The 20,834-nt window shown below is 50.9% G+C and carries 19 protein-coding genes and 1 tRNA gene; 11 read left to right on the forward strand and 9 right to left on the reverse strand.

Going from position 1 to position 20,834, the window contains the following annotated elements:
* Positions 1–26 precede the first annotated feature (26 nt).
* The 3 genes from JI741_RS21000 to JI741_RS21010 are packed head-to-tail and all read right to left on the reverse strand — an operon-like array spanning position 27 to position 4,063.
* Positions 27–1,433 (reverse strand): neutral/alkaline non-lysosomal ceramidase N-terminal domain-containing protein, encoded by a 1,407-nt coding sequence (locus tag JI741_RS21000; RefSeq protein ID WP_202013134.1) that lies wholly within the window; start codon positions 1,431–1,433, stop codon positions 27–29.
* A gap of 14 nt (positions 1,434–1,447) precedes the next feature.
* Positions 1,448–2,449 (reverse strand): polysaccharide deacetylase family protein, encoded by a 1,002-nt coding sequence (locus tag JI741_RS21005; protein WP_202013135.1) that lies wholly within the window; start codon positions 2,447–2,449, stop codon positions 1,448–1,450.
* 51 nt (positions 2,450–2,500) lie between these two features.
* Positions 2,501–4,063: a neutral/alkaline non-lysosomal ceramidase N-terminal domain-containing protein gene (locus JI741_RS21010; protein ID WP_202013142.1), complete on the reverse strand. Its 1,563-nt coding sequence runs from the start codon at positions 4,061–4,063 to the stop codon at positions 2,501–2,503.
* Positions 4,064–4,684: 621 nt separating this feature from the next.
* Between JI741_RS21010 and JI741_RS21015 the strand changes: the two genes are divergently transcribed.
* Entirely contained in the window at positions 4,685–5,038 is a 354-nt protein-coding gene (locus tag JI741_RS21015; protein WP_202013144.1) for a hypothetical protein, read from the forward strand.
* 80 nt (positions 5,039–5,118) lie between these two features.
* Here JI741_RS21015 and JI741_RS21020 read toward each other — a convergent pair.
* A tRNA-Ser gene (locus JI741_RS21020) sits at positions 5,119–5,208 on the reverse strand.
* 86 nt (positions 5,209–5,294) lie between these two features.
* Positions 5,295–6,530 (reverse strand): ABC transporter permease, encoded by a 1,236-nt coding sequence (locus JI741_RS21025; RefSeq protein WP_202013146.1) that lies wholly within the window; start codon positions 6,528–6,530, stop codon positions 5,295–5,297.
* Between the two features lie 171 nt (positions 6,531–6,701).
* On the opposite strand from JI741_RS21025, the gene JI741_RS21030 reads away from it, so the two are divergent.
* Both JI741_RS21030 and JI741_RS21035 read left to right on the forward strand, forming a co-directional pair.
* On the forward strand, positions 6,702–7,961 hold the full coding sequence (locus tag JI741_RS21030) for an asparagine synthetase B (RefSeq protein ID WP_202013148.1): 1,260 nt from the start codon (positions 6,702–6,704) through the stop codon (positions 7,959–7,961).
* Positions 7,962–8,004: 43 nt separating this feature from the next.
* Positions 8,005–8,268: a hypothetical protein gene (locus JI741_RS21035; protein WP_202013150.1), complete on the forward strand. Its 264-nt coding sequence runs from the start codon at positions 8,005–8,007 to the stop codon at positions 8,266–8,268.
* Here JI741_RS21035 and JI741_RS21040 read toward each other — a convergent pair.
* The 3 genes from JI741_RS21040 to lpxK all read right to left on the reverse strand — a co-directional run bounded on the left by JI741_RS21040 (position 8,265) and on the right by lpxK (position 11,974).
* A complete protein-coding gene (locus tag JI741_RS21040; RefSeq protein WP_202013152.1) occupies positions 8,265–8,867 on the reverse strand; it encodes a MiaE family protein in 603 nt (200 codons plus the stop codon). The genes JI741_RS21035 and JI741_RS21040 overlap by 4 nt on opposite strands.
* 76 nt (positions 8,868–8,943) lie before the next feature.
* On the reverse strand, positions 8,944–10,896 hold the full coding sequence (locus JI741_RS21045; RefSeq protein WP_202013154.1) for a putative porin: 1,953 nt from the start codon (positions 10,894–10,896) through the stop codon (positions 8,944–8,946).
* A gap of 10 nt (positions 10,897–10,906) precedes the next feature.
* Positions 10,907–11,974 (reverse strand): tetraacyldisaccharide 4'-kinase, encoded by a 1,068-nt coding sequence (lpxK, locus tag JI741_RS21050; protein ID WP_369411838.1) that lies wholly within the window; start codon positions 11,972–11,974, stop codon positions 10,907–10,909.
* A gap of 77 nt (positions 11,975–12,051) precedes the next feature.
* Between lpxK and JI741_RS21055 the strand changes: the two genes are divergently transcribed.
* Genes JI741_RS21055 through JI741_RS21065 form a run of 3 tightly spaced genes read left to right on the forward strand, consistent with a single transcriptional unit; the run spans position 12,052 to position 15,451 of the window.
* Complete coding sequence (locus tag JI741_RS21055; protein ID WP_202013162.1) at positions 12,052–13,158, forward strand: Nif3-like dinuclear metal center hexameric protein; 1,107 nt, start codon at positions 12,052–12,054, stop codon at positions 13,156–13,158.
* Positions 13,159–13,161: 3 nt separating this feature from the next.
* Positions 13,162–13,965: a zinc ribbon domain-containing protein gene (locus JI741_RS21060; protein WP_202013164.1), complete on the forward strand. Its 804-nt coding sequence runs from the start codon at positions 13,162–13,164 to the stop codon at positions 13,963–13,965.
* Between the two features lie 58 nt (positions 13,966–14,023).
* Positions 14,024–15,451 (forward strand): tetratricopeptide repeat protein, encoded by a 1,428-nt coding sequence (locus JI741_RS21065; RefSeq protein ID WP_202013166.1) that lies wholly within the window; start codon positions 14,024–14,026, stop codon positions 15,449–15,451.
* A gap of 88 nt (positions 15,452–15,539) precedes the next feature.
* On the opposite strand, the gene JI741_RS21070 is transcribed toward JI741_RS21065, so the two are convergent.
* Positions 15,540–16,154: a histidine phosphatase family protein gene (locus JI741_RS21070; RefSeq protein WP_202013168.1), complete on the reverse strand. Its 615-nt coding sequence runs from the start codon at positions 16,152–16,154 to the stop codon at positions 15,540–15,542.
* Between the two features lie 69 nt (positions 16,155–16,223).
* On the opposite strand from JI741_RS21070, the gene JI741_RS21075 reads away from it, so the two are divergent.
* The 5 genes from JI741_RS21075 to JI741_RS21095 are packed head-to-tail and all read left to right on the forward strand — an operon-like array spanning position 16,224 to position 20,828.
* On the forward strand, positions 16,224–16,652 hold the full coding sequence (locus tag JI741_RS21075; RefSeq protein ID WP_202013169.1) for a hotdog fold thioesterase: 429 nt from the start codon (positions 16,224–16,226) through the stop codon (positions 16,650–16,652).
* Positions 16,653–16,671: 19 nt separating this feature from the next.
* Positions 16,672–17,880 (forward strand): chorismate-binding protein, encoded by a 1,209-nt coding sequence (locus JI741_RS21080; RefSeq protein ID WP_202013171.1) that lies wholly within the window; start codon positions 16,672–16,674, stop codon positions 17,878–17,880.
* Positions 17,877–19,610, forward strand: coding sequence for a 2-succinyl-5-enolpyruvyl-6-hydroxy-3-cyclohexene-1-carboxylic-acid synthase (menD, locus tag JI741_RS21085; protein ID WP_202013173.1), 1,734 nt, complete (start codon positions 17,877–17,879; stop codon positions 19,608–19,610). The genes JI741_RS21080 and menD overlap by 4 nt, the downstream gene beginning before the upstream one ends.
* Positions 19,600–20,424: a 1,4-dihydroxy-2-naphthoyl-CoA synthase gene (menB, locus tag JI741_RS21090; RefSeq protein WP_202013175.1), complete on the forward strand. Its 825-nt coding sequence runs from the start codon at positions 19,600–19,602 to the stop codon at positions 20,422–20,424. The genes menD and menB overlap by 11 nt, the downstream gene beginning before the upstream one ends.
* A gap of 35 nt (positions 20,425–20,459) precedes the next feature.
* Positions 20,460–20,828, forward strand: coding sequence for a TerB family tellurite resistance protein (locus JI741_RS21095; RefSeq protein WP_202013177.1), 369 nt, complete (start codon positions 20,460–20,462; stop codon positions 20,826–20,828).
* The last annotated feature ends 6 nt before the right edge of the window (positions 20,829–20,834 follow it).

Below are 20,834 nucleotides of genomic sequence, written 5' to 3' on the forward strand. Positions count from 1 at the left end.
GGCAAGCGATCATCAGGCAGATAGTCTTAAATGTTGTTCGTATTCGTAATCACTCTTGAAAGCTGTCGGATCAATTCCATTGTATAGTCACCCATGTTTGGACCAAACCAGCCCATGAGTTTAGGTTCATACTCATCAAGGTAGAAATATCTGCCCGGAACAATATACCCTGTATACCCACCATTGAAACTTGTAACGTTCGCATGATAGCCATAGGTGGAAAGTGAATTCTTTAACTGGAGCGCAAACTCACCACTAAAGTCGCACGGCGTGGTAATCCATATCATATTCCCCATTCGCACCGCTTGCAAATACACATTGCCCGAATTCGGCAAAAGTGAACTACTCAAGGCCGTAACGAGATTACGTTGTGTTGTCAACCGGATGTGATATTCTGGCAAATCTATTCTTAAGGACAGCGCGGAAAACTTCACCGTATCTTTTACAGCGATGCCCTGCAGGTGTTTGTTAAGACTGTCTGCCAGGGCTTCGCCAATAAATTTTGGCTTGTCAAATCCATCGCCCTCCCCTACTGGACTTTGACTACCAACCGAACCAGCAAAGAATAGTGCATAGTCGGCCGATGTTTCTTCCATTTTTTGCTGCCAGTATCCCGGATAATCGGCACTGATTTGCATATTGTCTGATCCCATAGTTGTTGCATGTGCGGAATAAGAACCAATAATCGCCTTCTTCTTTCCGATTTGCTCGAGTGTGATAAAACTAAAGTCGTTGTTTCTATTGCCCGACTCACCGATCAAACGATTACGTGTGTATTGCGCTACAGAAAAATCGCCGGTACCGATTCGCGCGGGCGTGAGATCAGCAAGGGCAGAAATAATCACTTTTGAAATTTGAAGAGCCAACCATTTCTCTACGCTCGTATTTTGTTTTCCCGAAAACTGTTCTCCTATAAAGCCTGGTGCCCAGGCTCCGACGCTTGAATGCGTGTGCGTGGCCGAGTAAAATATCTGCTCGCGTTTAATTCCCCTTTTCGAAAGTATTGAGGTTACGGAGTCAACAACATTGGGAGGCATGATGAGTAAATCGGATGCCACAAAGACAATCGTTTGGTGGCCCACTTTGATGGCTGCGGCTTTAACAAAGATACTATCGTGAATGCCCGTAGCGGGTTTACCTTTTCGCCCGCCAAATCCCGCCAACGGAAGCTGCGTGAATTTGCCTTGGGCACTGTTATCTTCAGTTTGATGGAGTGCCGGCGTAATGCTGACCTTGGCAAAGCCAGCATGAATCGAATCGATGGTAACAACCATGGATTCTTTTATCGTATCAAGTCTGGCAATCGTTTCATGATAGTACTTTTCATTAAAGTAGGTTTCGCTTTTTATAGATGAGGTACTGAAGTATAAAATCAAAAAGATGATCATTAGCAACGCGCCCAAAATGATTCCGATTCGTTTGATGACCTTCATTTCTTGCTTTTCTTTTATTTCTTGCTTTTCTTCTCAAATCGTTTCATGATCTCTTTCCAGTTGGTGATCATGATACCTTCTTTCCGAAAGAACTCGGTAACGATCGGATCGGAAAACAACTCTGCTTCCCAAACTCTTTGCTGCCACGATCCTGTAATCGATTCCAAATTATCCGTTTGCACGGAGGGGTGAAAAATTATTTCCGTTAGTCCCGGCTTTAAGGATTTTATCAAGGTCAGGAATTTATCGCGCTTTTGCTCGTATGTGGCACCCGCTCCAACACTGGTGAAATTGTCTAGTTTAGGCAATCGATATTTGTTTGAGGTGCTCAATACTTCGTCGTTAAAGGGATAACCTTGTCGTTTAAATTGGCTTACAAAATCGGGATCAGACATGTCTATCGCATTTGCCGGAATATTATACTCCTCCGCCACCTTATAAAAAGCTTTTGTGAATTCAACAGAACCATACAATGTGCCCATGTGTGTATCTAAATGCGTTGGCCTATATCCAAGGGCCAGGCATTTTTCAATCTGAGCACGAATTTCTGTTTCCACTTCTTGCGCCGATGCGTGAATTACCACGTCGGGTACTTCGTGCCAGAATTTTCCATCCGGATCAACCAAGCCAGGCACTTTTACTGCATCGGATACAGGGGGCCAACGGTATTCTTCCCATTCGCTGGTTAAGGTAAGATGCAAACCAATTTCAGCCGCGGGATGAGTTTTTGCCCACTCAATAAATTCCACTGCGTTAGGGCAGGGCATCATCACCGCTGCCGACATTATATTCTTGTTTTCTATATATCGAATAGCGGCTGTGTTGGCCTCCGGGCACATGCCGATATCATCCATATGGAGCAGTAATATCTTCTTCCCTTTCGGATAATTAAGTTTTTCAGCCCAGGTACTTTCCTTTTTCGTTTTATCCAATTGCGCCAATACGGGAAGCGTTACTAAAACACATGCCAGCACAATCATGCTGAGCGCGCCAGCGTGGGTGACTCGTTTCTTCATTTCATTCAATTTAACTACTGTCATTTAAACTTTCCAGCACCAAGCAAGCTCTTATTGCGGATCATTCAATTCATTTAGTAACTGCTTAATGCTTTCATGTAACAAGGGTGCTGTTTCCGGCCCCAGCGAATTTACTTCTCCGTAAGGCCGATCAGGTTTTCCGTATGTAAACGGCGCCTCGGCATCCCATTGACTTCGCGGAACAATATAACCGATCTCATCATTGGCAAGACCAAACACGAATTTATACTTGCCCGCCATCATCTCTCTCACAGGAGGCGTCTCCACCGGTGCAACACCAAAGTCTCCACCTTCAGGAGCCTCTACGCCACCGTTGATAATTTCAGGATAGACTTCGCCCGGAATGGTTGCAAACGAAAGCGGCCCGATATTGAATACCGAAACCTCCGAACGCATGTTCATCCATCCGGTTACGCCACGATCGAGTGTGCCAATCATTGTTCCCAATTGAAATAGTTTATTGGCCACTGGAAAATAAACTGTTTTTACGATAAGTGAAGTGGCCGCTGAATCAATTTCTTCAACTGGATTCTCCATGGCATTCAAAGCCAACAAAGCAAGTTGTTTGCCTTGTGCCTCCGTCTTTTCAAAGGTGGGTTCATCATATTTTTGATCGGTAAACGGATCCTTCACGGCCAGGCTGGGATGTGTCGTCATCAATCCTCCAATAGCGCCATTGATATAGACCGCTACGCCACCAATGCCTGGCTTAACCAGACTGTCGCCCTTGTAAATTCCGTTCTCAACGCCTTCGCGCACATAGTGTGGAAAATCCGAAGAGATCAGCAAATTATCGCTCCACAATGTTTCAGGATGATCGGCCCAGGAAATTAATGAGCCGAGCACCTTGCCATTTTCCTTGTCGATGGCTTTGATAAGTCTCAAGCCTGAATCAAAAACTTCTGGATTGCGTGTGTCTTTTACCAGGGGAATTGCACCCGTAAGATCTTGAGAAATCGATAACCGCGCGGGGCGCATATTTTGCAAAGCGGCTACGATGGACTTTACAGCTTGATCTTTTACAAACTCCATGTACTGTTTATTGATACCACTCTTCAAAGGAGAATCGCCCCATATCCCTACAAGATCGGGGCTTTCATGGTCATGGGTAGAGGCAATTATGGTATAGGTAACTCCGGCTTCTTTTGGTATACGCGACCGGATGTCCACAACATCGTCATGCAAATAGCCAATGGCATCGAGCACAACGATGGCGATACGCGTTGTGCCATCATCAATCACCATTGTTCTGGCCCAGAGGTCATCGTGAATTCCGTTGGCGGCTCTGCCCCCACTAAAACCTGCTATCCAAAATGCATCAAAAACACCATTGCCGTTGCCATCCTCAAAAGTATCTCCATCTTTTGTACGGTATTCGAAATCATGGTTTACATCCGTCCAACGATCGGGAATTTCGGGTGTGATCTTCAGAGCGGCAAATCCTGCCTTCAATGCGGAAGGATGGTTGCCCATAATTTTTATGTCTGCCTTGTAGTCAGGATTGCGATCTTTCAAATTTGAACGGATCCAAATTGCTAATCCAACGATGGCTATCAGCAAGATCAATCCTGTTGTTTTAAAGATTTTTTTCATCAACTAATTATTCAAAATGTTATCTAAATATTAAGCTTGAGTAAGGCCACTTCGATTTGATCCTGAATTTGCTTTTCAGAGAACGAAGAGTATAGTGTTTCAAGAATCGAAATCAAGCCATGAAACATACAAACTTGACCTTTCAAACCGCTTCACCTTTGCGCATTTCGTTGCGCATTATGCGCATTTGTAAGAAATAATCATGATGCTTGTGACTACGTATGGAATTACCGTGCAGGTGTCAAAGACCCAAGGTTGTCATGCAGGTATTTTGATACCTGGTTATACGTCGCCGAAAATCATCGACATTTCACGCCGACCGCCTTCGTACTCTTTAACAATCTTCTCAATTTCTTAGGCGAGTGTTTTAAACTTGTCTGTATCGATCGTTGACTGCGAAAATCCCGCGACAGAATGAAGTATCAGTCCAACAAAGTGAGGCGCCTTATTTGTCTTTCCCTCAAACGAATATTACCTAAACCTTTTTGCACGTGGCCCGCACGTTAGAAGCGGCCAAGTCATTCAAAATTTATTACGAATGGCGACACCGAATCCCGCAATACCTGGTAATTATCTAAATTCGGGTGTCGTAGTAATTGCCACCAGCTTATGTGAATGAGTATGACTGAAAAAGAAGAATTGACACCTGAAGAATTAAAGAAAATGGCCTATTCCATGGGGATGAGACTTAAAAACCAGGGGCTTGATGGCGAGACAATTTATGCACGCCTGGAAAAACAAGGGATACCAGAGGACATGGCAAAAGAAGTTGTGCACGACATTCTAACGGAAAGAAAAAGAGACGTCATAAAACAAGCTGAACCCGTCTACAATTTTGCGTTGATTAGAATTGGAATTGGTCTTGCGGTGGGTTTGCTAACCTACCTACTGACCAACATTGTTATACTTCCCATAGCGATTATTGCGGGTGGCGTAGTCGCCGCGTTGATGGCGAAAAAGAAAATGGAAGAATAATTTATTTTGGAAGTTTTGCTAGTGCACACGTGCAAAACGCCACCGCATCATACAATTGGTGGCGTTTGTCTCTTTTTGAATGGCAGAGAGAGAGGGATTCGAACCCTCGATGCGGTTGCCCGCATAACGGTTTTCGAGACCGTCTCATTCGACCACTCTGACATCTCTCTGGGTGGCTTCCTTTAATTAAGGGCACAAAAATAAAAACTCCCGCATGCTTTGCGAGAGTTTTTTGAAAAAGCTCGAAATATTTTTTTCACTCAAAGCGCAACGACTCGATCGGATCCAGTTTCGAAGCCTTCCGCGCGGGGTAATAACCCGAGATCAGCCCCACAAAAATACAGACGGAAAGGCCTACAAACATCAGAGTCCAGGGAATCACAAACGCGCTGATTCCCATGGCTTTGGCCAGCAAATTGCCGATCAGAATTCCCAAAATCACGCCCGTTATGCCGCCCAACAGGCACACCACAATGGCCTCAATCAGGAATTGTTGGCGGATTCGCTTCGGGGTTGCACCCAGGGCTTTGCGCACGCCAACTTCGCGGGTGCGCTCCGTCACCGACACCAGCATGATGTTCATGAGGGCAATGGAAGCGCCCAGCAGGGTGATGAACCCCACACCAAAACCACCCACGCGCAGGCCGCCCGTGATGCTTTCCAGCTCTTGCGCCAGGGTTTCGCTTTTCTGAAGGTCGAACGAGTCAGGGTGGCCCACCTGGTCGCGGCGGATGTTGCGCATCACGCCGGTGGCCTCACCCATGGCATATTCCATTTGGGAGGGGTCTGAAATGCCCACGGTGAGCTCATACCAAAGACCGCGGCCACCAGCCATCTGGTTGCCTTTGATGATGGGGATGAGCACCATGTTGTCGTAGTTGTTGTCGCTCAACTGTCCTTTTTCCTTCAACACGCCCACCACACGGAGCTGCACGCCCGAGCTGGTGATTTCCGTGCCGATGGGGTCTTCTTTCTTCCCATAAAGTGTGGTAAACACCTTGTAGCCGATAATGGCCACGGGCGTGCCATAATCGGTTTCGAGTTTTGAAAGGTTGCGCCCTTTTTCTACCTCGAGGCCTTTAATGGGCAGAAAGTCGGCGTTGATGCCCACCACGTGCACGTTGGGATTGGTCTTTTTCGACATGTGCTTCACCTCGGCAATCTGCGTTACCGACGCCGATAGACTGATGGTGGAAGGCACTTTATATTGATTGATGAATTTGAACGCCTCGTTCATGCGCAGCTGGCTGTAGACCTTTTCGGTCACGCCCTGGCGGTTGGAGCCGCGGTTGGTTTTGGACCGGATGTCGAACGTGTTCACGCCCAGCGAGGCGAGGCTTTCGTTCACGGAATACTCAATGCCGTCGATGGCCGTGAGGATGCCCACCAGCGACATGATGCCGATGGCCACAATCAGGGCCGTGAGGATGGAGCGCAGCAGGTTGGCCTGCACCGATCGCAACCCCTCTTTTATGTTTTCGATTAGATTCATGAAACGTTATACGGATTCGTTCGGTTAATACGTTGACAAAACACCCCCTAATGTTACAGCCGCGGCCGGTTATTTTTCGGAACGGCGCCTTATTTTTCACATTATTACAGCAAAAATGTCGCGTTTGAAGGACGCACATCCTAAATTTAAGATCTATAACGGGGAAAGAGTATGAAGCGTAGCGTGTTTTTCTTGTTTTTTCTGGCGGCCTACATCACGGCCCACAGCAATTCCATCTTCATCCCCATGGACGAAAAGCAGTCCAACCACCTCAAAGCTTATGGCATTGCCTATTGGATTCTGCGCAGCGAACTGCAGGTGGACTGGCTGCTGAACTATCGCGGCGGCAGCTTCATGTGCGACTATCACCCCGCCATCCAGAACGAACTGATGGTGCGCGGCGTGAGCTTCGAAATCATTTCCGACGCACAAACCAACCAGATCATCCAGGAAATCGCGAGCCCCGCGCTCAACTACGACCTCATGAAGCTGGAGAAGTTTCCGCGCATCGCCGTCTACTCACCCAAAACCAAACAGCCTTGGGACGACGCCGTGACCTTGGTTCTCTCCTATGCCGAAATTCCCTACGACATTGTGTTCGACGATGAAGTGATGAACGGCGCCCTCACCAAATACGACTGGCTCCACCTCCACCACGAAGATTTCACTGGGCAGTATGGCAAGTTCTACGTGCAATACAGCAACATGCCTTGGTATATCGAACAGCAAAAAGAAGCCGAAGACCTGGCCCGCAAACACGGCTACCACAAGGTATCGCAATTGAAACTGGCCGTAGTCAAAAAGATTAAGGAGTTCGTAACAGGCGGCGGATTTCTCTTTGCCATGTGCTCCGCCACCGACACCTACGATATCGCGCTGGCCGCCGAAGGTCTCGACATCTGCGACCGCATGTACGACGGCGACCCGGCCGATCCCACGGCACAGGAAAAACTGAAATACGAAAACACACTTGCCTTCACCGACTTCCGCCTGGAACGCAACCCGCTGCAATACGAATTTTCCGACATCGACAACCAGCCCAACGAACGCGGCCTGCGCCAGGACAACGACTACTTCTCGCTGTTTGAATTCTCGGCCAAGTGGGATCCCATTCCCACCATGCTCACGCAAGACCACACGCGCGTCATCAACGGCTTCTTCGGTCAAAGCACGGGCTTCAAGGAAACGCTCATCAAACCCGACGTGGTGATCATGGGCGAAAACAAATCCATCAAGGAAGCGAAATACATTCACGGCGTGCTGGGCAAAGGCTTCTGGACATTCTATGGCGGCCACGACCCCGAAGATTATCAACACCAGGTAGGCGAAGAACCCACCGACCTCAACCAGCATCCAAACTCACCCGGCTACCGCCTCATCCTGAACAACGTGTTGTTCCCGGCAGCGAAGAAGAAGAAACAGAAGACGTAAAAAGGATAAAACGCAACGAATTTCAAGTCGTTAACAAAAGACTATGGATATTCATACCGAGAAATTACATTTGATAGAATGGCTTGCGGAATTGAACGATCCAAAAGTCATTGAAGAAATTATTGCATTGAAAAAAGCAGCCGACAAAAACCCGACAGACATTTCGACTAAGCAGGCGATGCCCCTTCGCGCAGGCGATGCCTTGAAAGACATTGAAGCTGGAAACACAACAAAGTTGTCAGATTTTAGAAACGAAGTAAAACGTTGGGAGAAATCAAGAATTGAATTGAGTCGTAACAAAGCCTAGTGTATCCTATCCCCTCTCACTCCAAGCCTGCCCACAATCTCTGCCTCTGCCTCCAACCACTCGCGCCACCGCGCCATCACGGCCTCCTCGGGCATATACTCCTTCGCTAACTGCAAAAACGTTTTGTAATGCCCTGCCTCCGAAATCATCAGTTCGTGATAGAAGTTTGATAACTCCGGGTCAGCAATGTGCTTCCACAACATCTTGAAACGTTCGCAGCTTCGCGCTTCAATGAGGGCGTTAAGCAAAAGCTTCTCCACCAGTTGTTGTTCGCGGCTTCCGCCCTTCTTTACCAATTTAAAAAGCGCCTCCACATATTCATCTTTGCGCGAAGGCCCCAGCGAATAACCTCGTTTCTTTAGTTCGAGCAACACGCGCTCAAAGTGACTCCACTCCTCTGCCACAATGGGCGTCAACACTTCCACCAACTTTTCGCGATCGGGATGCAGTATGATAAGCGAGATGCACGACGATGCCGCCTTCTGTTCACAATAAGCGTGATCTACCAGAATGTCGCGGATGTGCAGCTGGGCAATGTCGGCCCAACGGGGATCGGTGGGAAGCTCCAGCCCTAGTGTGAATTTATCTTTACTTTCCACTGTAGAATTCTTTATCGATTCAGAAAAGCAATAGTATCAAACAATTCTGGTCGTGCACGAACGTATGCCATTACGCTCAATCGTAGAACGACCAGTCGAAACCAAAGTCCAGAATGCTGCGCTGACCGGGATATTGTGGCGTGGCCATGTAGCCCTCCTGGGTGAAGGCCTGCATGAGGTTATTATACTTCAGGAAGATGCGGCCGCGTTTGATGCGCGCGCTAAAAAACAAATCGATGAGCGGGAAGCTTGGCGACACGAACGACTGCTGCGTATAGAACTGCCGTAGCGGCACGTTGTAGCCATTGGCATAGTAGTCTGACTGAAAGTGAAACTCGGCGCCACCTTGCATATCGAGGTTGCCGTTGAAGAATATGTTTTCGTAGGCCAGTTGTGCGTTGGCAAACACGGCCGGCAACTGAATGGCGTCGCCCGAATTCTCCACCACGCGGGTGTAGAGAAACTGACTGTTGAAGGTGATGTGACGGGCCAGCGTGAGCGACACTTGTATCTCCGGCGAAACAATGACCTGCCCCCCGGTGGTTTGCACGGGCTCCACCAACTGCACGTCCTTGCCCGGGTTGTCGTTCGGTCTAAAATAGACATAGTTGTTCAGTGTAGTGAACGTGAGACCGGGCGAGATGGAAAACACCGGCGTGGTGTAGTGCACATACCCGTTCAGCTGCGTCACGTTGGTGTTATTGAAGTCATTGTTCCATTGGTTGTAGGCCCCGCGATAGCCCTGCATCACAAACGACGGCGCATATTGCATTTGCTTCAGCGAAGCTTCAAACCACTTGCTTTTAATGCTCCCCTCGATGCGATAGTTTCCGGCCTGTTGAACTTCCACCCAACCACCCACTTCGCCAATCGAATCCAGGCGCAACGACATGCGCCCGCCGATGTAGCTTTCGGTCAACGTGGTGGGCACTTGCAGGATGCTGGCGTTAATGTTCGAGTTGGTGTTTGTGACATAACGCACGGCATAGTAGCCGTTATAAAAAAGCTTCAACAGATTGCCTTTTATGCCCACCTCGTTTCGAACCGACTTGAACTTTGTGTTGTCGCGCGTGGTGTCTTCAACAATCGGCACATACAGGCCAAAAAAGTTTTCGGGCTCCGAGGCCAATATATCTGTGAACCACACCCCTTGGCGGTAGCGATCAAAGGTGTGATAGAGTTGCAGGGCCGACCCGATCTTGTATTCATGATGCAAGTGAATGTTCATGCGCAACTCGCCACTCAGCGCATCGTGCAGGTTGGGTTGGGCATCGGAGGCAAAATAGTCTTTGTATACAAATCCATCGCGTTGCAAAATGCCACCATACTCGTTTGTCTCATGACGCGTTCGTCTGAAGTTGAAGAAGAGTCGGTAGGTGCTGTCTTTCGATTGAAAGGAAGTGAAGATGTCGTAATAGGTGCTTCGCGTGCTGCGGTCGCCCTTGCCCTGCCGTTGAATCTGTTTGTCGATGAGGATGGCGCGATAGTCAAACCCGATGTTCCATTGCGGGGTGATGTTCCGGCTGAAAGTGGCCTTGGTCGTCGACCGTCCTTTGCCGCCCAGCGTCACGCGCATGTTCGAATAGGGCGACTTGGTGTCGTAGTAGCGAACGCTTTCCGCCTCCCAATACGGATCATAGGTGTTGAAGCCCGAGCTGGACCCGATCTGCTCGGGTGTCACATAAAAAATGGGACTCATAGACGTGCCTATGTTGCCCAGGTCCTGATAGAAATAATGCTTTTGCTGAACGTATGTCCACCGGTGAAAATTCCGGATGGCGGTGTCGATGCGGTGGTATTCCGGACGGTTAAAGAAAACGTCCTTTTCAAAATAATACTTCGATGTCCTTGGTCCATACACCTGTTTGGTGGTGTCGTCAATCACCCGCGAGCCCCGGCGGCGAGGGGCGTCTCCCTGGGCAGTCGCCTGAAACACGGCGGCGACAAAAAAGAGCAGGACGAGGAGTGGTCGTAAAAAATGCACCCGCAAAAATAACTGTTGCCCTTTGCGGAAAGACAGATTCATCATTTTTTTTATCTCAGACACGCTTCAAACTATTTAGCACGATCTCATCAAAATCCTGTCCATTTTTGATGAATTCGACTTCAATAGGCAAATAAAACATGGGTAAATTCTGCATGGCAGGGGCCAACGCGGGGTCCGCCAGCTTCACCTTGTCCTTTTCGGTCATCACAAAACAGGCATCCGGATGTTCGCGCAGGGCCAGCCTGAAATGCTGAATGTCGGCTTCAGTATAGTGATGATGATCGTCCAGATCGAAGTGGCGCACCACGGTATACTGTTGCTCGAGGTATTGTTCAAAAGGGCGCGGGTTGCCAATGCCGGTAATGAGAATGATTTTGTCATGAAGGGCATCAGGCTTCACGCCGTCAAACGGCTGGGGGCTGCCGTAGCGTATGCGGGTAAAGAACACGGGCTTCTGCACATAGCGGCGCACCTGCTGCTCCATCTCCATCATGGTGTCGTCCGATATCTCAGAAGGGCATTTGGTCACAATCACAAGGTCGGCGCGGGCTGCCCCGTTGCGTGACTCGCGCAGGCGGCCGGCCGGCAACAACAGGTCTTCAAAAAAGGGCCGATGATAGTCCGACAGCAATATGTTCAGGGACGGACGCACCTGTCTGTGCTGAAAGGCATCGTCCAGCAAAATCACATCGGTGTCTGAGTGTTCGTTGAGGATTAGGGGAATGGCCAGCGCGCGTTCTTCGCCTACCGCCACCGTGATGCGGTCACCGTATTTCTGAAAGAATTGAAGTGGCTCATCGCCAAGCGTGGCTGCGGTTTCGGTGGGACTAGCAAACCGGAAACCTTTGGTTTCGCGTCCATAGCCGCGACTCAGTGTGGCCACGCGACGGGTGGGGTTCAACAATCGGATCAGGTATTCGATCATCGGTGTTTTGCCTGTGCCGCCCACGGTCAGGTTGCCGACGTTGATCACCGGCAGCTCGAAGCCCACCGAAGGTTTAAAGCCGCGGTCATAGAGCCGGTTTCGGATTCCCGTAATCATGTTGTAGAGCACCGCCATGGGGAACAGCAGTATCTGCACTACGATGAGGCCGGGATAGAATGGGGTTTTCGGATTCACTTCCTGGGGTCTTGGTTATAGTTTGGACGGAACGCGCTAATTTTAAACCTTTAAGTCAACACCTGCCGCCGAAATTCATGAACGCAAGTATAAAAATAAAAGACGTAATCGTCGCGCTCGAGGCCCTCGCCCCGCGTGCCTATCAGGAAAGTTACGACAACTCCGGTCTTCTCACAGGCGATTCATCGGCCGTCGTCACCGGCGTCCTCGTCACGCTCGACTGCACCGAAGCCGTGGTGCAGGAGGCCATCGACACCGGCAGCAACCTCATTGTGGCCCATCACCCCATCGTGTTCAAAGGACTTAAGAAGCTGACGGGCAGCAACTACGTGGAGCGGGTTATCATCATGGCCATCCGCCACAACATTGCGCTCTATGCCATCCACACCAACCTCGACAACGTGATGGAGGGTGTGAACCGCCGCATCTGCGAGCGCATCGGCCTCATCAACCTCAAAATACTGGTCCCCAAAACCGACACGTTAAAAAAGCTGGTCACCTTCATTCCAAAACAAAACACACAGGAAGTTATGGCAGCCCTGCATAGCGCCGGAGCAGGCCAGGTGGGCAACTACAAAAACTGCAGCTTCCAGGTGACCGGCACCGGCACCTTCATGCCCAACGACGCAGCCCAGCCCCACATTGGCGAGGCGGGCGCTCAGGAGGAAGTGGAAGAAACGCGGGTAGAGGTTATTTTCCCCGCACCATTCGAAAATCGGGTGATGGCGGCTTTGCGGAAAGCACATCCCTACGAAGAAATAGCGTATTATTTAACCTCGTTAACAAATGAAAATCAGGAGGTTGGTTCGGGAATGACCGGCGAGCTGCAAACCCCGATGGAACCTTTGGAATTCCTGAAAGGTTTGAAAGTACGTATGGATGTAAACACGATCCGGCACACCAAGTTCACCAGCCCCTTCATCAAAAAAGTGGCCGTGTGCGGAGGATCAGGAAGTTTTCTGCTGCCAAAGGCTATTCAGGCCGGGGCCGACATTTTTATCACTGCCGATTTCAAATACCACGAATTTTTCGATGCCGACAACCAGATTATCATAGCCGACATCGGGCATTATGAGAGTGAAGCCTATACCAAACAACTATTGCAGGAGGTTTTAACAAAAAAATTTCCTACTTTTGCGATCAATTTTTCAAAGACTGTCACGAATCCAATAAGCTACCTATAAAGAATGGAAAATCAATCAGTTGCACAGAAGCTCGAAGCGCTTGTAAAACTCCAATTCATTGACACAAAGCTAGACGAACTGAAGAAACTACGGGGCGACCTTCCCGACGAAGTCCAGGATCTGGAGGACGAAATTGAAGGTTACAAGACCCGCCAGAATCGATTCGAAACTGACCAGAAGGACATTGAAGAAGGTATCAAAAAGTATAAAGAGGGCATAAAGGAAGCTGAAAAGCTCATCAAGAAATACACCGAACAGCAAAAAAACGTTAGAAACAACCGCGAGTTCGATGCCATCACCAAGGAAATAGAGCTTCAGGAGCTGGAAATCCAGATCTGCGAAAAGAAAATCAAAGAAGGCAAAGAAAACATCCAGGAGAAAAAGGACGAGATCGAAAAGATCAACAGCCAGATCAACGAACGAGGCGAACACCTGGACAACAAGAAGAAAGAGCTTGACGGCATCCTCGCCGAAAGCCACGAAGAAGAAAAAAGACTCCTGGCCGAACGCGAAAAGGCTACCAAGAAAATCGAAGACAAACTCCTCAAGTATTACGAACGCCTCCGCACCAGCCTCACAAACGGTTTGGCCGTGGTTCGCGTTGTGCGCGGTGCTGCCGAAGGCTGTAACATCGTGATCCCTCCCCAGAAGATCGCCGAAATCCGTGAGAAAAAGAAAATTGTGATTGATGAGCATTCTGGTCGTATCTTAGCGGACGTTGACATGGACTCTCTCGATGAAGGTGACAAGCCAAAAACTGCCAAAGCAGTCGTACAAGCCCCAGCCAGAAGAAAAAAAGTTGAATAACCGTATTGTATTATATACTAGGAAGGCAGGCGTTATCGCTTGCCTTTTTTTATGCGCCATGAGCGCCCTGGCCGCCGGCCCCGCACAGGAATGGAAGTTTGACCCCATTTCGCAGAAGGCCTACGACCTCGTGCTGAACCTACAGACCGTCGACGCCTACGCACTCATCCCAACCCCGCAATCGCCCCAGGATCACTACGTGCTGGCCCTGGGCGAAGCGCTCGAACTGCTCATCACCGAAGACGACGAAAAGTATAGCGACTACGAAGACCGCTACGAACAACGCCTCGAACGAAAGCTCAAACTCAACTCGCCCGACGAACTCCTGCTGTTGGCCGAGATCCGCATGCAATGGGCCTTTGTCTACCTCAAATACGGCCACGAATTCGACGCGGGCCTCAACCTGCGCCAGGCCTACCTCACCACCCAGGAATTGAAAAAACGCTTCCCCGACTATCAGGCCATCAAAAAAACATCGGGCATGCTGGAAGTGATCATCGGCTCCGTGCCCGAAAAATACAACTGGGTGCTGAGCCTCCTCAGCATTGAAGGTTCTATCGACGCCGGGTTGGCCGAGCTGGAATCCATCAGCAGCTCGCCACATCCGCTTGGCCAGGAGTCGGGCATGTTGCTGGCCCTTGTGAAAGGTTTTGTGTTGCAGCAAACCGACAGCGCCATGGCCGAAGCCCGGCGAATATTGGCAGCCCACCCCGGCAACCGGTTGGCCCTCTTTCTTGGCGGCGCGCTGGCTATCAAGAACTCGCAGAGCGAAGAAGGATTGTTCCTGCTGAACTCACTGGGCACAAAACACTCGGGTCTGCCAATCTATTACGCCGAATACCTGAAGGGTGAAATCTACTTGCACAAAGCCGAATACATGAACGCCATTGCCTCCTACCGCTGGTTTGTCAATCACTATAAGGGGCAGAACTACATGAAGGACGCGAACTACAAAATCGGATTGTGCTATTGGCTGGATGGCCGCGCCAACGACGCCTATTCCGTCTTTAAGGACGCGAAGTCCCTCGGCAAAGAAGCAACCGAAGCCGACAAATATGCCGCCCGCAGCATGGCCGACGACGAGATGCCTCACATCGGCCTCACCAAAGCCCGCTATGCCACCGACGGCGGCTACTACGACAACGCCCGCAAGATTCTCGATTCGCTCACACCCGCCCAGCTTCCCAGCAAACGCGACCAGGTAGAGCTCGCCTATCGTCGCGCACGCCTCGAACACAAAACCCAGCACCTCGACGAAGCCCGCAAGCTCTACAAACAAGCCATTGAAGCAAACGGAACCGAGCCGTGGTATTTTGCTCCCAACGCCTGTCTGCAACTGGGCTACATGGCCTGGGCCGACAACGACAAGGAAGGCGCGAAGAACTACTTCACACTGGCCCTCTCCTACAAGAAGCACGAGTATAAAAACAGCATCGACAGCAAGGCTAAATCAGCCCTCGCCCAACTGAAGCGAAAAGGAACGTAGAAGATTGAAATGGCGTGGACGGTGGCATTCCGGCCATCGCGCCAAGACTTCCTATAAAAATTTCTTAACGATATCGATCAACATCTCCTCAATTGAGGTGCGATGTGTCGTTATAACGCTCCACGGTAAAAAACTCGCCGTTGTAGTCGAGCAGATATAATCCCAGGTTTTCGTGCTCGAACATGTCCATCGATTTCAGGGGATAGTTCAGGAGAATGCAGAGCAATATGCGGATGGCGCGGCCGTGCATGCACACGAGAATAGTTTGCTCGTTGGGTTGGCTCATGATGTGGTCAAAGGCAGGCTTCATGCGCGTCACCACCTCGTCGGGGCTTTCGCCGCCTTCTATGCGGAGGGTGGTGTTGCCCAACTGCCATTGCTGCAACATGTAGTGATAATATTCGTCTTCTTCGGGGGTGATCTTGAAGCCCTCTTTGGTGCCCCAGCTGATCTCGTTGAGGCCGGCGAGGGATTCGGTGGGAAGGCCAAGGGCCAGGAACGCCTGCACGGATTCCATGGTCCGTTTCAGCGCCGAGGTATAGACCTTGTCGAACTTCACGTTCTTGTAGGTATCAAAAAAGGCCTGGGCCTGTTCGCGGCCGCGGGCATTTAAGCTGCTGTTTACCCCACTGCCCTGAACGATGCCTTGAAGGTTAAAATCTGTTTGTCCGTGGCGGATGAGGTAAATTTTTTTGCTGCTCAATTTTGCTTTATTTTGGGCGCAAAAATAAACGAAATAGTCCACTGCGGGCCGGTCGCTGCAAATAGTTTCATGGGAATTTTCAAAACCAATACCACCGTCGAAGCCATCAACAAATGGTCGGCCAATACCCTGGCCGAACAGCTGGGCATCACCTTCACCGTGATTGGCGAAGACTATCTGGAGGCCCAGATGCCGGTAGACCACCGCACACACCAACCGTTGGGCCTGCTGCACGGTGGCGCCTCCGTGGCGCTGGCCGAAACCATGGGAAGTGTGGCCGCAACCTTGTGCGTGGATGGAACAAAACAGTTCTGCGTGGGGTTAGAGATAAACGCCAACCACATCAAAAGTGCCCGCGAAGGCTTCGTGACCGGAACAACAAAACCCATTCACATCGGAAAGAAAACTCAGGTGTGGGAAATCCGTATCACCAATCAGATCGGTGAACTGGTGTGTATCAGCCGGATCACCATGGCTGTGCTGGACAGACAAAATTGAGGCGAACCCGGAAGCGCGTATGGACACAACTACATCGGTTTCATCACCCACCATCACTGAAATTGACCTTCTCTCCTATCTCATTCAACATGCCGTCGACAACCAGTTTTCTGTAGCCGTGTGGCGCCTGCCCAACAACAACACACGACATATCATCCTGTCGCGGCAGCACGAAAAACTCAAGACCGACATCACCCTCGAAGAACTCCCCACCGGGTTCATCTTCGCCCCTTTCGACACCGCCTCCGAACGCATCTACCTCAAAGCCGACTTTTCGTTTTCATTCACCGACGATGGGCTGAACGAGCCCGTCACCCCGCTGGAGATCACCTCCTCTGCATGGCTCCAGGCCAAGCGCGACGAAATCAAAAAACGAAAAGCCGGGTATTATCACATACAACGCACCTCCGGCGACACCCAAAAAGACGCCTACCTCAACGTGGTGGCGCTGGGCATCGCCGAAACCGAGAAAGAAACGTTTCAAAAGGTGGTGCCCTCACGGTCAAAAGCCGTGACCCTGCCACCCGACTTCGACATTGTGAACGCATTCATGAAACTGTGCGCGGGCAATCCCAACGCACTGATCTCGTTTGTGAGCACACCCGAAACCGGCAGCTGGCTGGGTGCAACACCCGAGATGCTGGTGAACGTGGAAGGACACACCATCTTCAAAACCGTGGCGCTGGCGGGCACTCAGCCCTACCGTGAAGGCATGAACCTGAAGTCGGTGGCCTGGACCCAAAAAGACATCGAGGAGCAGGCTTTGGTTGAGCGCTACATCATCAGCTGTTTCAAACGCATACGCCTGCGCGAGTACGACGAACATGGTCCCAAGACCGTGGTGGCCGGCAACCTGCTGCACCTCAAATCCGAGTTCACGGTCGATATGCAGGCCACAGACTTTCTGCAACTGGGCACCACCATGTTGCAGCTGCTCCACCCCACATCGGCCGTGTGTGGCATGCCCCTCAACGCGGCGCTTGACTTTCTGCGCAAGCACGAGGGCTATGACCGGCAATTCTATGCCGGCTTTCTCGGACCTGTGAATTTTAAGAACAACATTCATATTTTTGTCAACCTTCGCTGCGCACAGCTTCTGGAAAGCCAGGCTGTTCTCTATGCCGGCGCCGGCGTCACCATCGACTCCGTGCCGGAACAGGAGTGGGAAGAAACCGAAATCAAAATGAACACGCTCTTAAACGTCATCAGTCCCGTTCGCCCCGCATGAGTGCACGCCTCCAGCCCCTTTTCGACATTGCCGAACTCTGCGCACGCAAAAGTTTAACACACGCCATACTCTGTCCCGGCTCGCGTTGTGCGCCGCTCACCCTGGCCTTTGCACGACACCCCGGCATTCACACCCGCACCATCAGCGACGAACGCAGTGCCGGCTTCATCGCGCTGGGCATGGCCCAACACACCAAGCTGCCCACCGTGCTGGTGTGCACCTCGGGCACGGCAGCCTACAACTTTGCTCCGGCCATTGCCGAGGCTTACTTCAGCGAAACGCCTTTGCTGGTGTTCACGGCCGACCGGCCGGCCGAGTGGATCGCCCAGCAAGACGGGCAAACCATTCACCAACCCGGCCTCTATGGGCAGCACGTAAAAAAAACATTTCAGCTTCCGCAAGACTACGATCATGCCGACAGCATGTGGGCCATCAACCGCATCGTGAACGAAGCGATAAACCTGTCCCTGCAGGTGCCACAAGGACCGGTGCACATCAACGCACCCTTCCGCGAGCCACTCTATCCCGCCAAGGACGAAACCATCGCCTACAGCGAAGACGTGCGCGTGATGGAAGCCCATCCCGCAGGAAGTGCGCTCACCGAAGAACAAAAGCGAGTGATCTCCACCACGTGGCCAGCCTTCAACAACGTACTCATTGTGTCGGGACAGCAACACGACGACACCAACTGCGTGAGCTCGCTCAATAATTTTTTCTCGACACACAACGTGCCCATTGTGGGCGACATCATCTGCAACCTGCACGCCATCGAAAAGGTGGTTCGCCATGCCGATCTGTTTCTCGGGCAGTCGTCGGCAGCGGTAAAGAAAACGTTGCAACCCGATCTGCTCATCACCATCGGACAGTCGGTGATTTCTAAAAACCTGAAACTGTTTTTGCGCGACTACGCCCCAAAAACCCATTGGCACATTCAGCCAGCAGGTGTGGTGGCCGATTCGTTCAAGAGTGTTACGCAGGTTTTTCACGCGTCGCCCACGTCGTTCTTTAACTTTTTGAGCACGCTGCAATTTCCCGACACGTTCAAGCAGCAAAAGCAAAACAACTACAACAAGTTTTGGGAAGTGGAAGAGCGCCGCGCATTGCGCACGCTGGATGAATTTTTTCCGCAAAAAGAAATTGCCGAACTGGAAGTGGTGAACGAAGTGATAAAACAACTTCCGCCCGACGCCAACCTGCACCTGGCCAACAGCATGAGTGTGCGCTACGCCAATTTTATTGGACTAACGGCCTCTCAAAAAGACATTCACGTGTTTGCCAACCGCGGCACCAGTGGCATCGACGGTTGCACAAGCACGGCCGTGGGACATGCGCTGGCCAGTGCCCGCCCCAATGTGCTTATCACCGGCGACCTCGCGTTCTTTTATGACCGCAATGCTTTCTGGCACAACTATCCATTGCCTAACTTGCGCGTGGTGTTGCTCAACAACCATGGCGGCATCATCTTCAAAATAATTGACGGCCCCGGCACCGTGCCCGAAGCCGACGAATATTTTGTGACGCAACAAAAGTTGAACGCCAAAAAACTCTGCGAAGAGTTTGGTTTCGAGCACCTGAAACTTGACAACAAACGAAAGGTGAAGAACCTGCTGAAAGATTTTTTTGAACCCGACGGTCAAACCAAAGTGCTGGAACTGGAAAGCGACAGCACCTTGAACAAGGCCCTCTTCGACCATTTGAAACAGAAAATAAACAAAAGCTATGAGTTATAAATTTCCCTGGCAGCCGGTGAAGGAATACAAGGACATCCTCTTTCACAAATACAACGGCATCGCCCGCATCAGCATCAACCGTCCTCAGGTGCACAACGCATTCACGCCGTTGACGGTGCAGGAAATGATCGACGCCATGTTGATCTGTCGCGAAGATGCCGAAGTGCGTGTGATCATCCTCACCGGCGAAGGCGGCAAAGCATTTTGCAGCGGTGGCGACCAGAGTGTGCGTGGTCATGGCGGCTATGTGGGCGAAGACACTACGCCACGACTTAACGTGCTCGACCTGCAACGCATCATCCGCTCCATTCCAAAACCCGTCATAGCCGCGGTGGCAGGTTGGGCCATTGGTGGAGGGCACGTGCTGCACGTGGTCTGCGATCTTTCCATCGCAGCCGAGAACGCCCGCTTCGGACAAACCGGTCCTAAGGTCGGCAGCTTCGACGGCGGCTTTGGTGCTTCTTATCTCGCCCGCGTGGTGGGACAAAAGAAAGCCCGCGAGATCTGGTTCCTCTGCGATCAATACGACGCGCAGGAAGCCCTTGACATGGGTCTTGTGAACAAGGTTGTTCCCCTGGAAAAACTTGAAGAAACCTATGTAGAGTGGGCCCAGAAAATTATCAGCAAAAGCCCGTTGGCGATCCGCATGCTGAAGAGCTCGTTCAACGCGGAGCTCGACGGTCAGGCCGGCATACAGGAACTTGCCGGCAACGCCACGCTGCTCTATTATCTGAGCGACGAAGCCAAAGAAGGAAAGAACGCCTTCCTCGAGAAACGCGATCCGGACTGGTCGAAGTATCCGAAATTCCCTTAGTCAACCTTTCTTACACCGAGACATAATCCTTCATCATGGACATCGAAAAACGGGAGATATACCGATCCATTGCCGAACTGGCCTACGTGATCGCCATCGCCGACAAAGGCCTGAGTGCCGAAGAACGTTTTGCCTTCAACAAGATTGCTGAAGAAGAACTGGACTATGAATCGTGGGCGGCACAGAGCCGGTTCGAATTGCTGGACGAAGTGGTTCAGCCATCGATCGAGAAGGCCTATAACGATGCGTTGCACGACCTTCGTAAACACAAAGATCATTTCACCACAGAGATGAAGGAAACCGCGGTGCGGGTGATGCAGAAGGTGGCGGCGGCATGCAGTGGGTTCAGTCCCAAGGAAGCGTCCATCATCGATCGCTTCCGGAAGGATATCGAAAATTTATAACGCGCA

The organism is Chryseolinea lacunae, from assembly GCF_016735595.1.
Taxonomy (GTDB): domain Bacteria; phylum Bacteroidota; class Bacteroidia; order Cytophagales; family Cyclobacteriaceae; genus Chryseolinea; species Chryseolinea lacunae.

Bases quoted from the DNA above. Each gene is read 5' to 3' on its own strand.
- JI741_RS21000 (WP_202013134.1), bottom strand. From the start codon at position 1,433: ATGAAGGTCATCAAACGAATCGGAATCATTTTGGGCGCGTTGCTAATG.
- JI741_RS21005 (WP_202013135.1), bottom strand. From the start codon at position 2,449: ATGAAGAAACGAGTCACCCACGCTGGCGCGCTCAGCATGATTGTGCTG.
- JI741_RS21010 (WP_202013142.1), bottom strand. From the start codon at position 4,063: ATGAAAAAAATCTTTAAAACAACAGGATTGATCTTGCTGATAGCCATC.
- JI741_RS21015 (WP_202013144.1), top strand. From the start codon at position 4,685: ATGACTGAAAAAGAAGAATTGACACCTGAAGAATTAAAGAAAATGGCC.
- JI741_RS21025 (WP_202013146.1), bottom strand. From the start codon at position 6,530: ATGAATCTAATCGAAAACATAAAAGAGGGGTTGCGATCGGTGCAGGCC.
- JI741_RS21030 (WP_202013148.1), top strand. From the start codon at position 6,702: ATGAAGCGTAGCGTGTTTTTCTTGTTTTTTCTGGCGGCCTACATCACG.
- JI741_RS21035 (WP_202013150.1), top strand. From the start codon at position 8,005: ATGGATATTCATACCGAGAAATTACATTTGATAGAATGGCTTGCGGAA.
- JI741_RS21045 (WP_202013154.1), bottom strand. From the start codon at position 10,896: ATGATGAATCTGTCTTTCCGCAAAGGGCAACAGTTATTTTTGCGGGTG.
- JI741_RS21055 (WP_202013162.1), top strand. From the start codon at position 12,052: ATGAACGCAAGTATAAAAATAAAAGACGTAATCGTCGCGCTCGAGGCC.
- JI741_RS21060 (WP_202013164.1), top strand. From the start codon at position 13,162: ATGGAAAATCAATCAGTTGCACAGAAGCTCGAAGCGCTTGTAAAACTC.
- JI741_RS21065 (WP_202013166.1), top strand. From the start codon at position 14,024: ATGAGCGCCCTGGCCGCCGGCCCCGCACAGGAATGGAAGTTTGACCCC.
- JI741_RS21075 (WP_202013169.1), top strand. From the start codon at position 16,224: ATGGGAATTTTCAAAACCAATACCACCGTCGAAGCCATCAACAAATGG.
- JI741_RS21080 (WP_202013171.1), top strand. From the start codon at position 16,672: ATGGACACAACTACATCGGTTTCATCACCCACCATCACTGAAATTGAC.
- menD (WP_202013173.1), top strand. From the start codon at position 17,877: ATGAGTGCACGCCTCCAGCCCCTTTTCGACATTGCCGAACTCTGCGCA.
- menB (WP_202013175.1), top strand. From the start codon at position 19,600: ATGAGTTATAAATTTCCCTGGCAGCCGGTGAAGGAATACAAGGACATC.
- JI741_RS21095 (WP_202013177.1), top strand. From the start codon at position 20,460: ATGGACATCGAAAAACGGGAGATATACCGATCCATTGCCGAACTGGCC.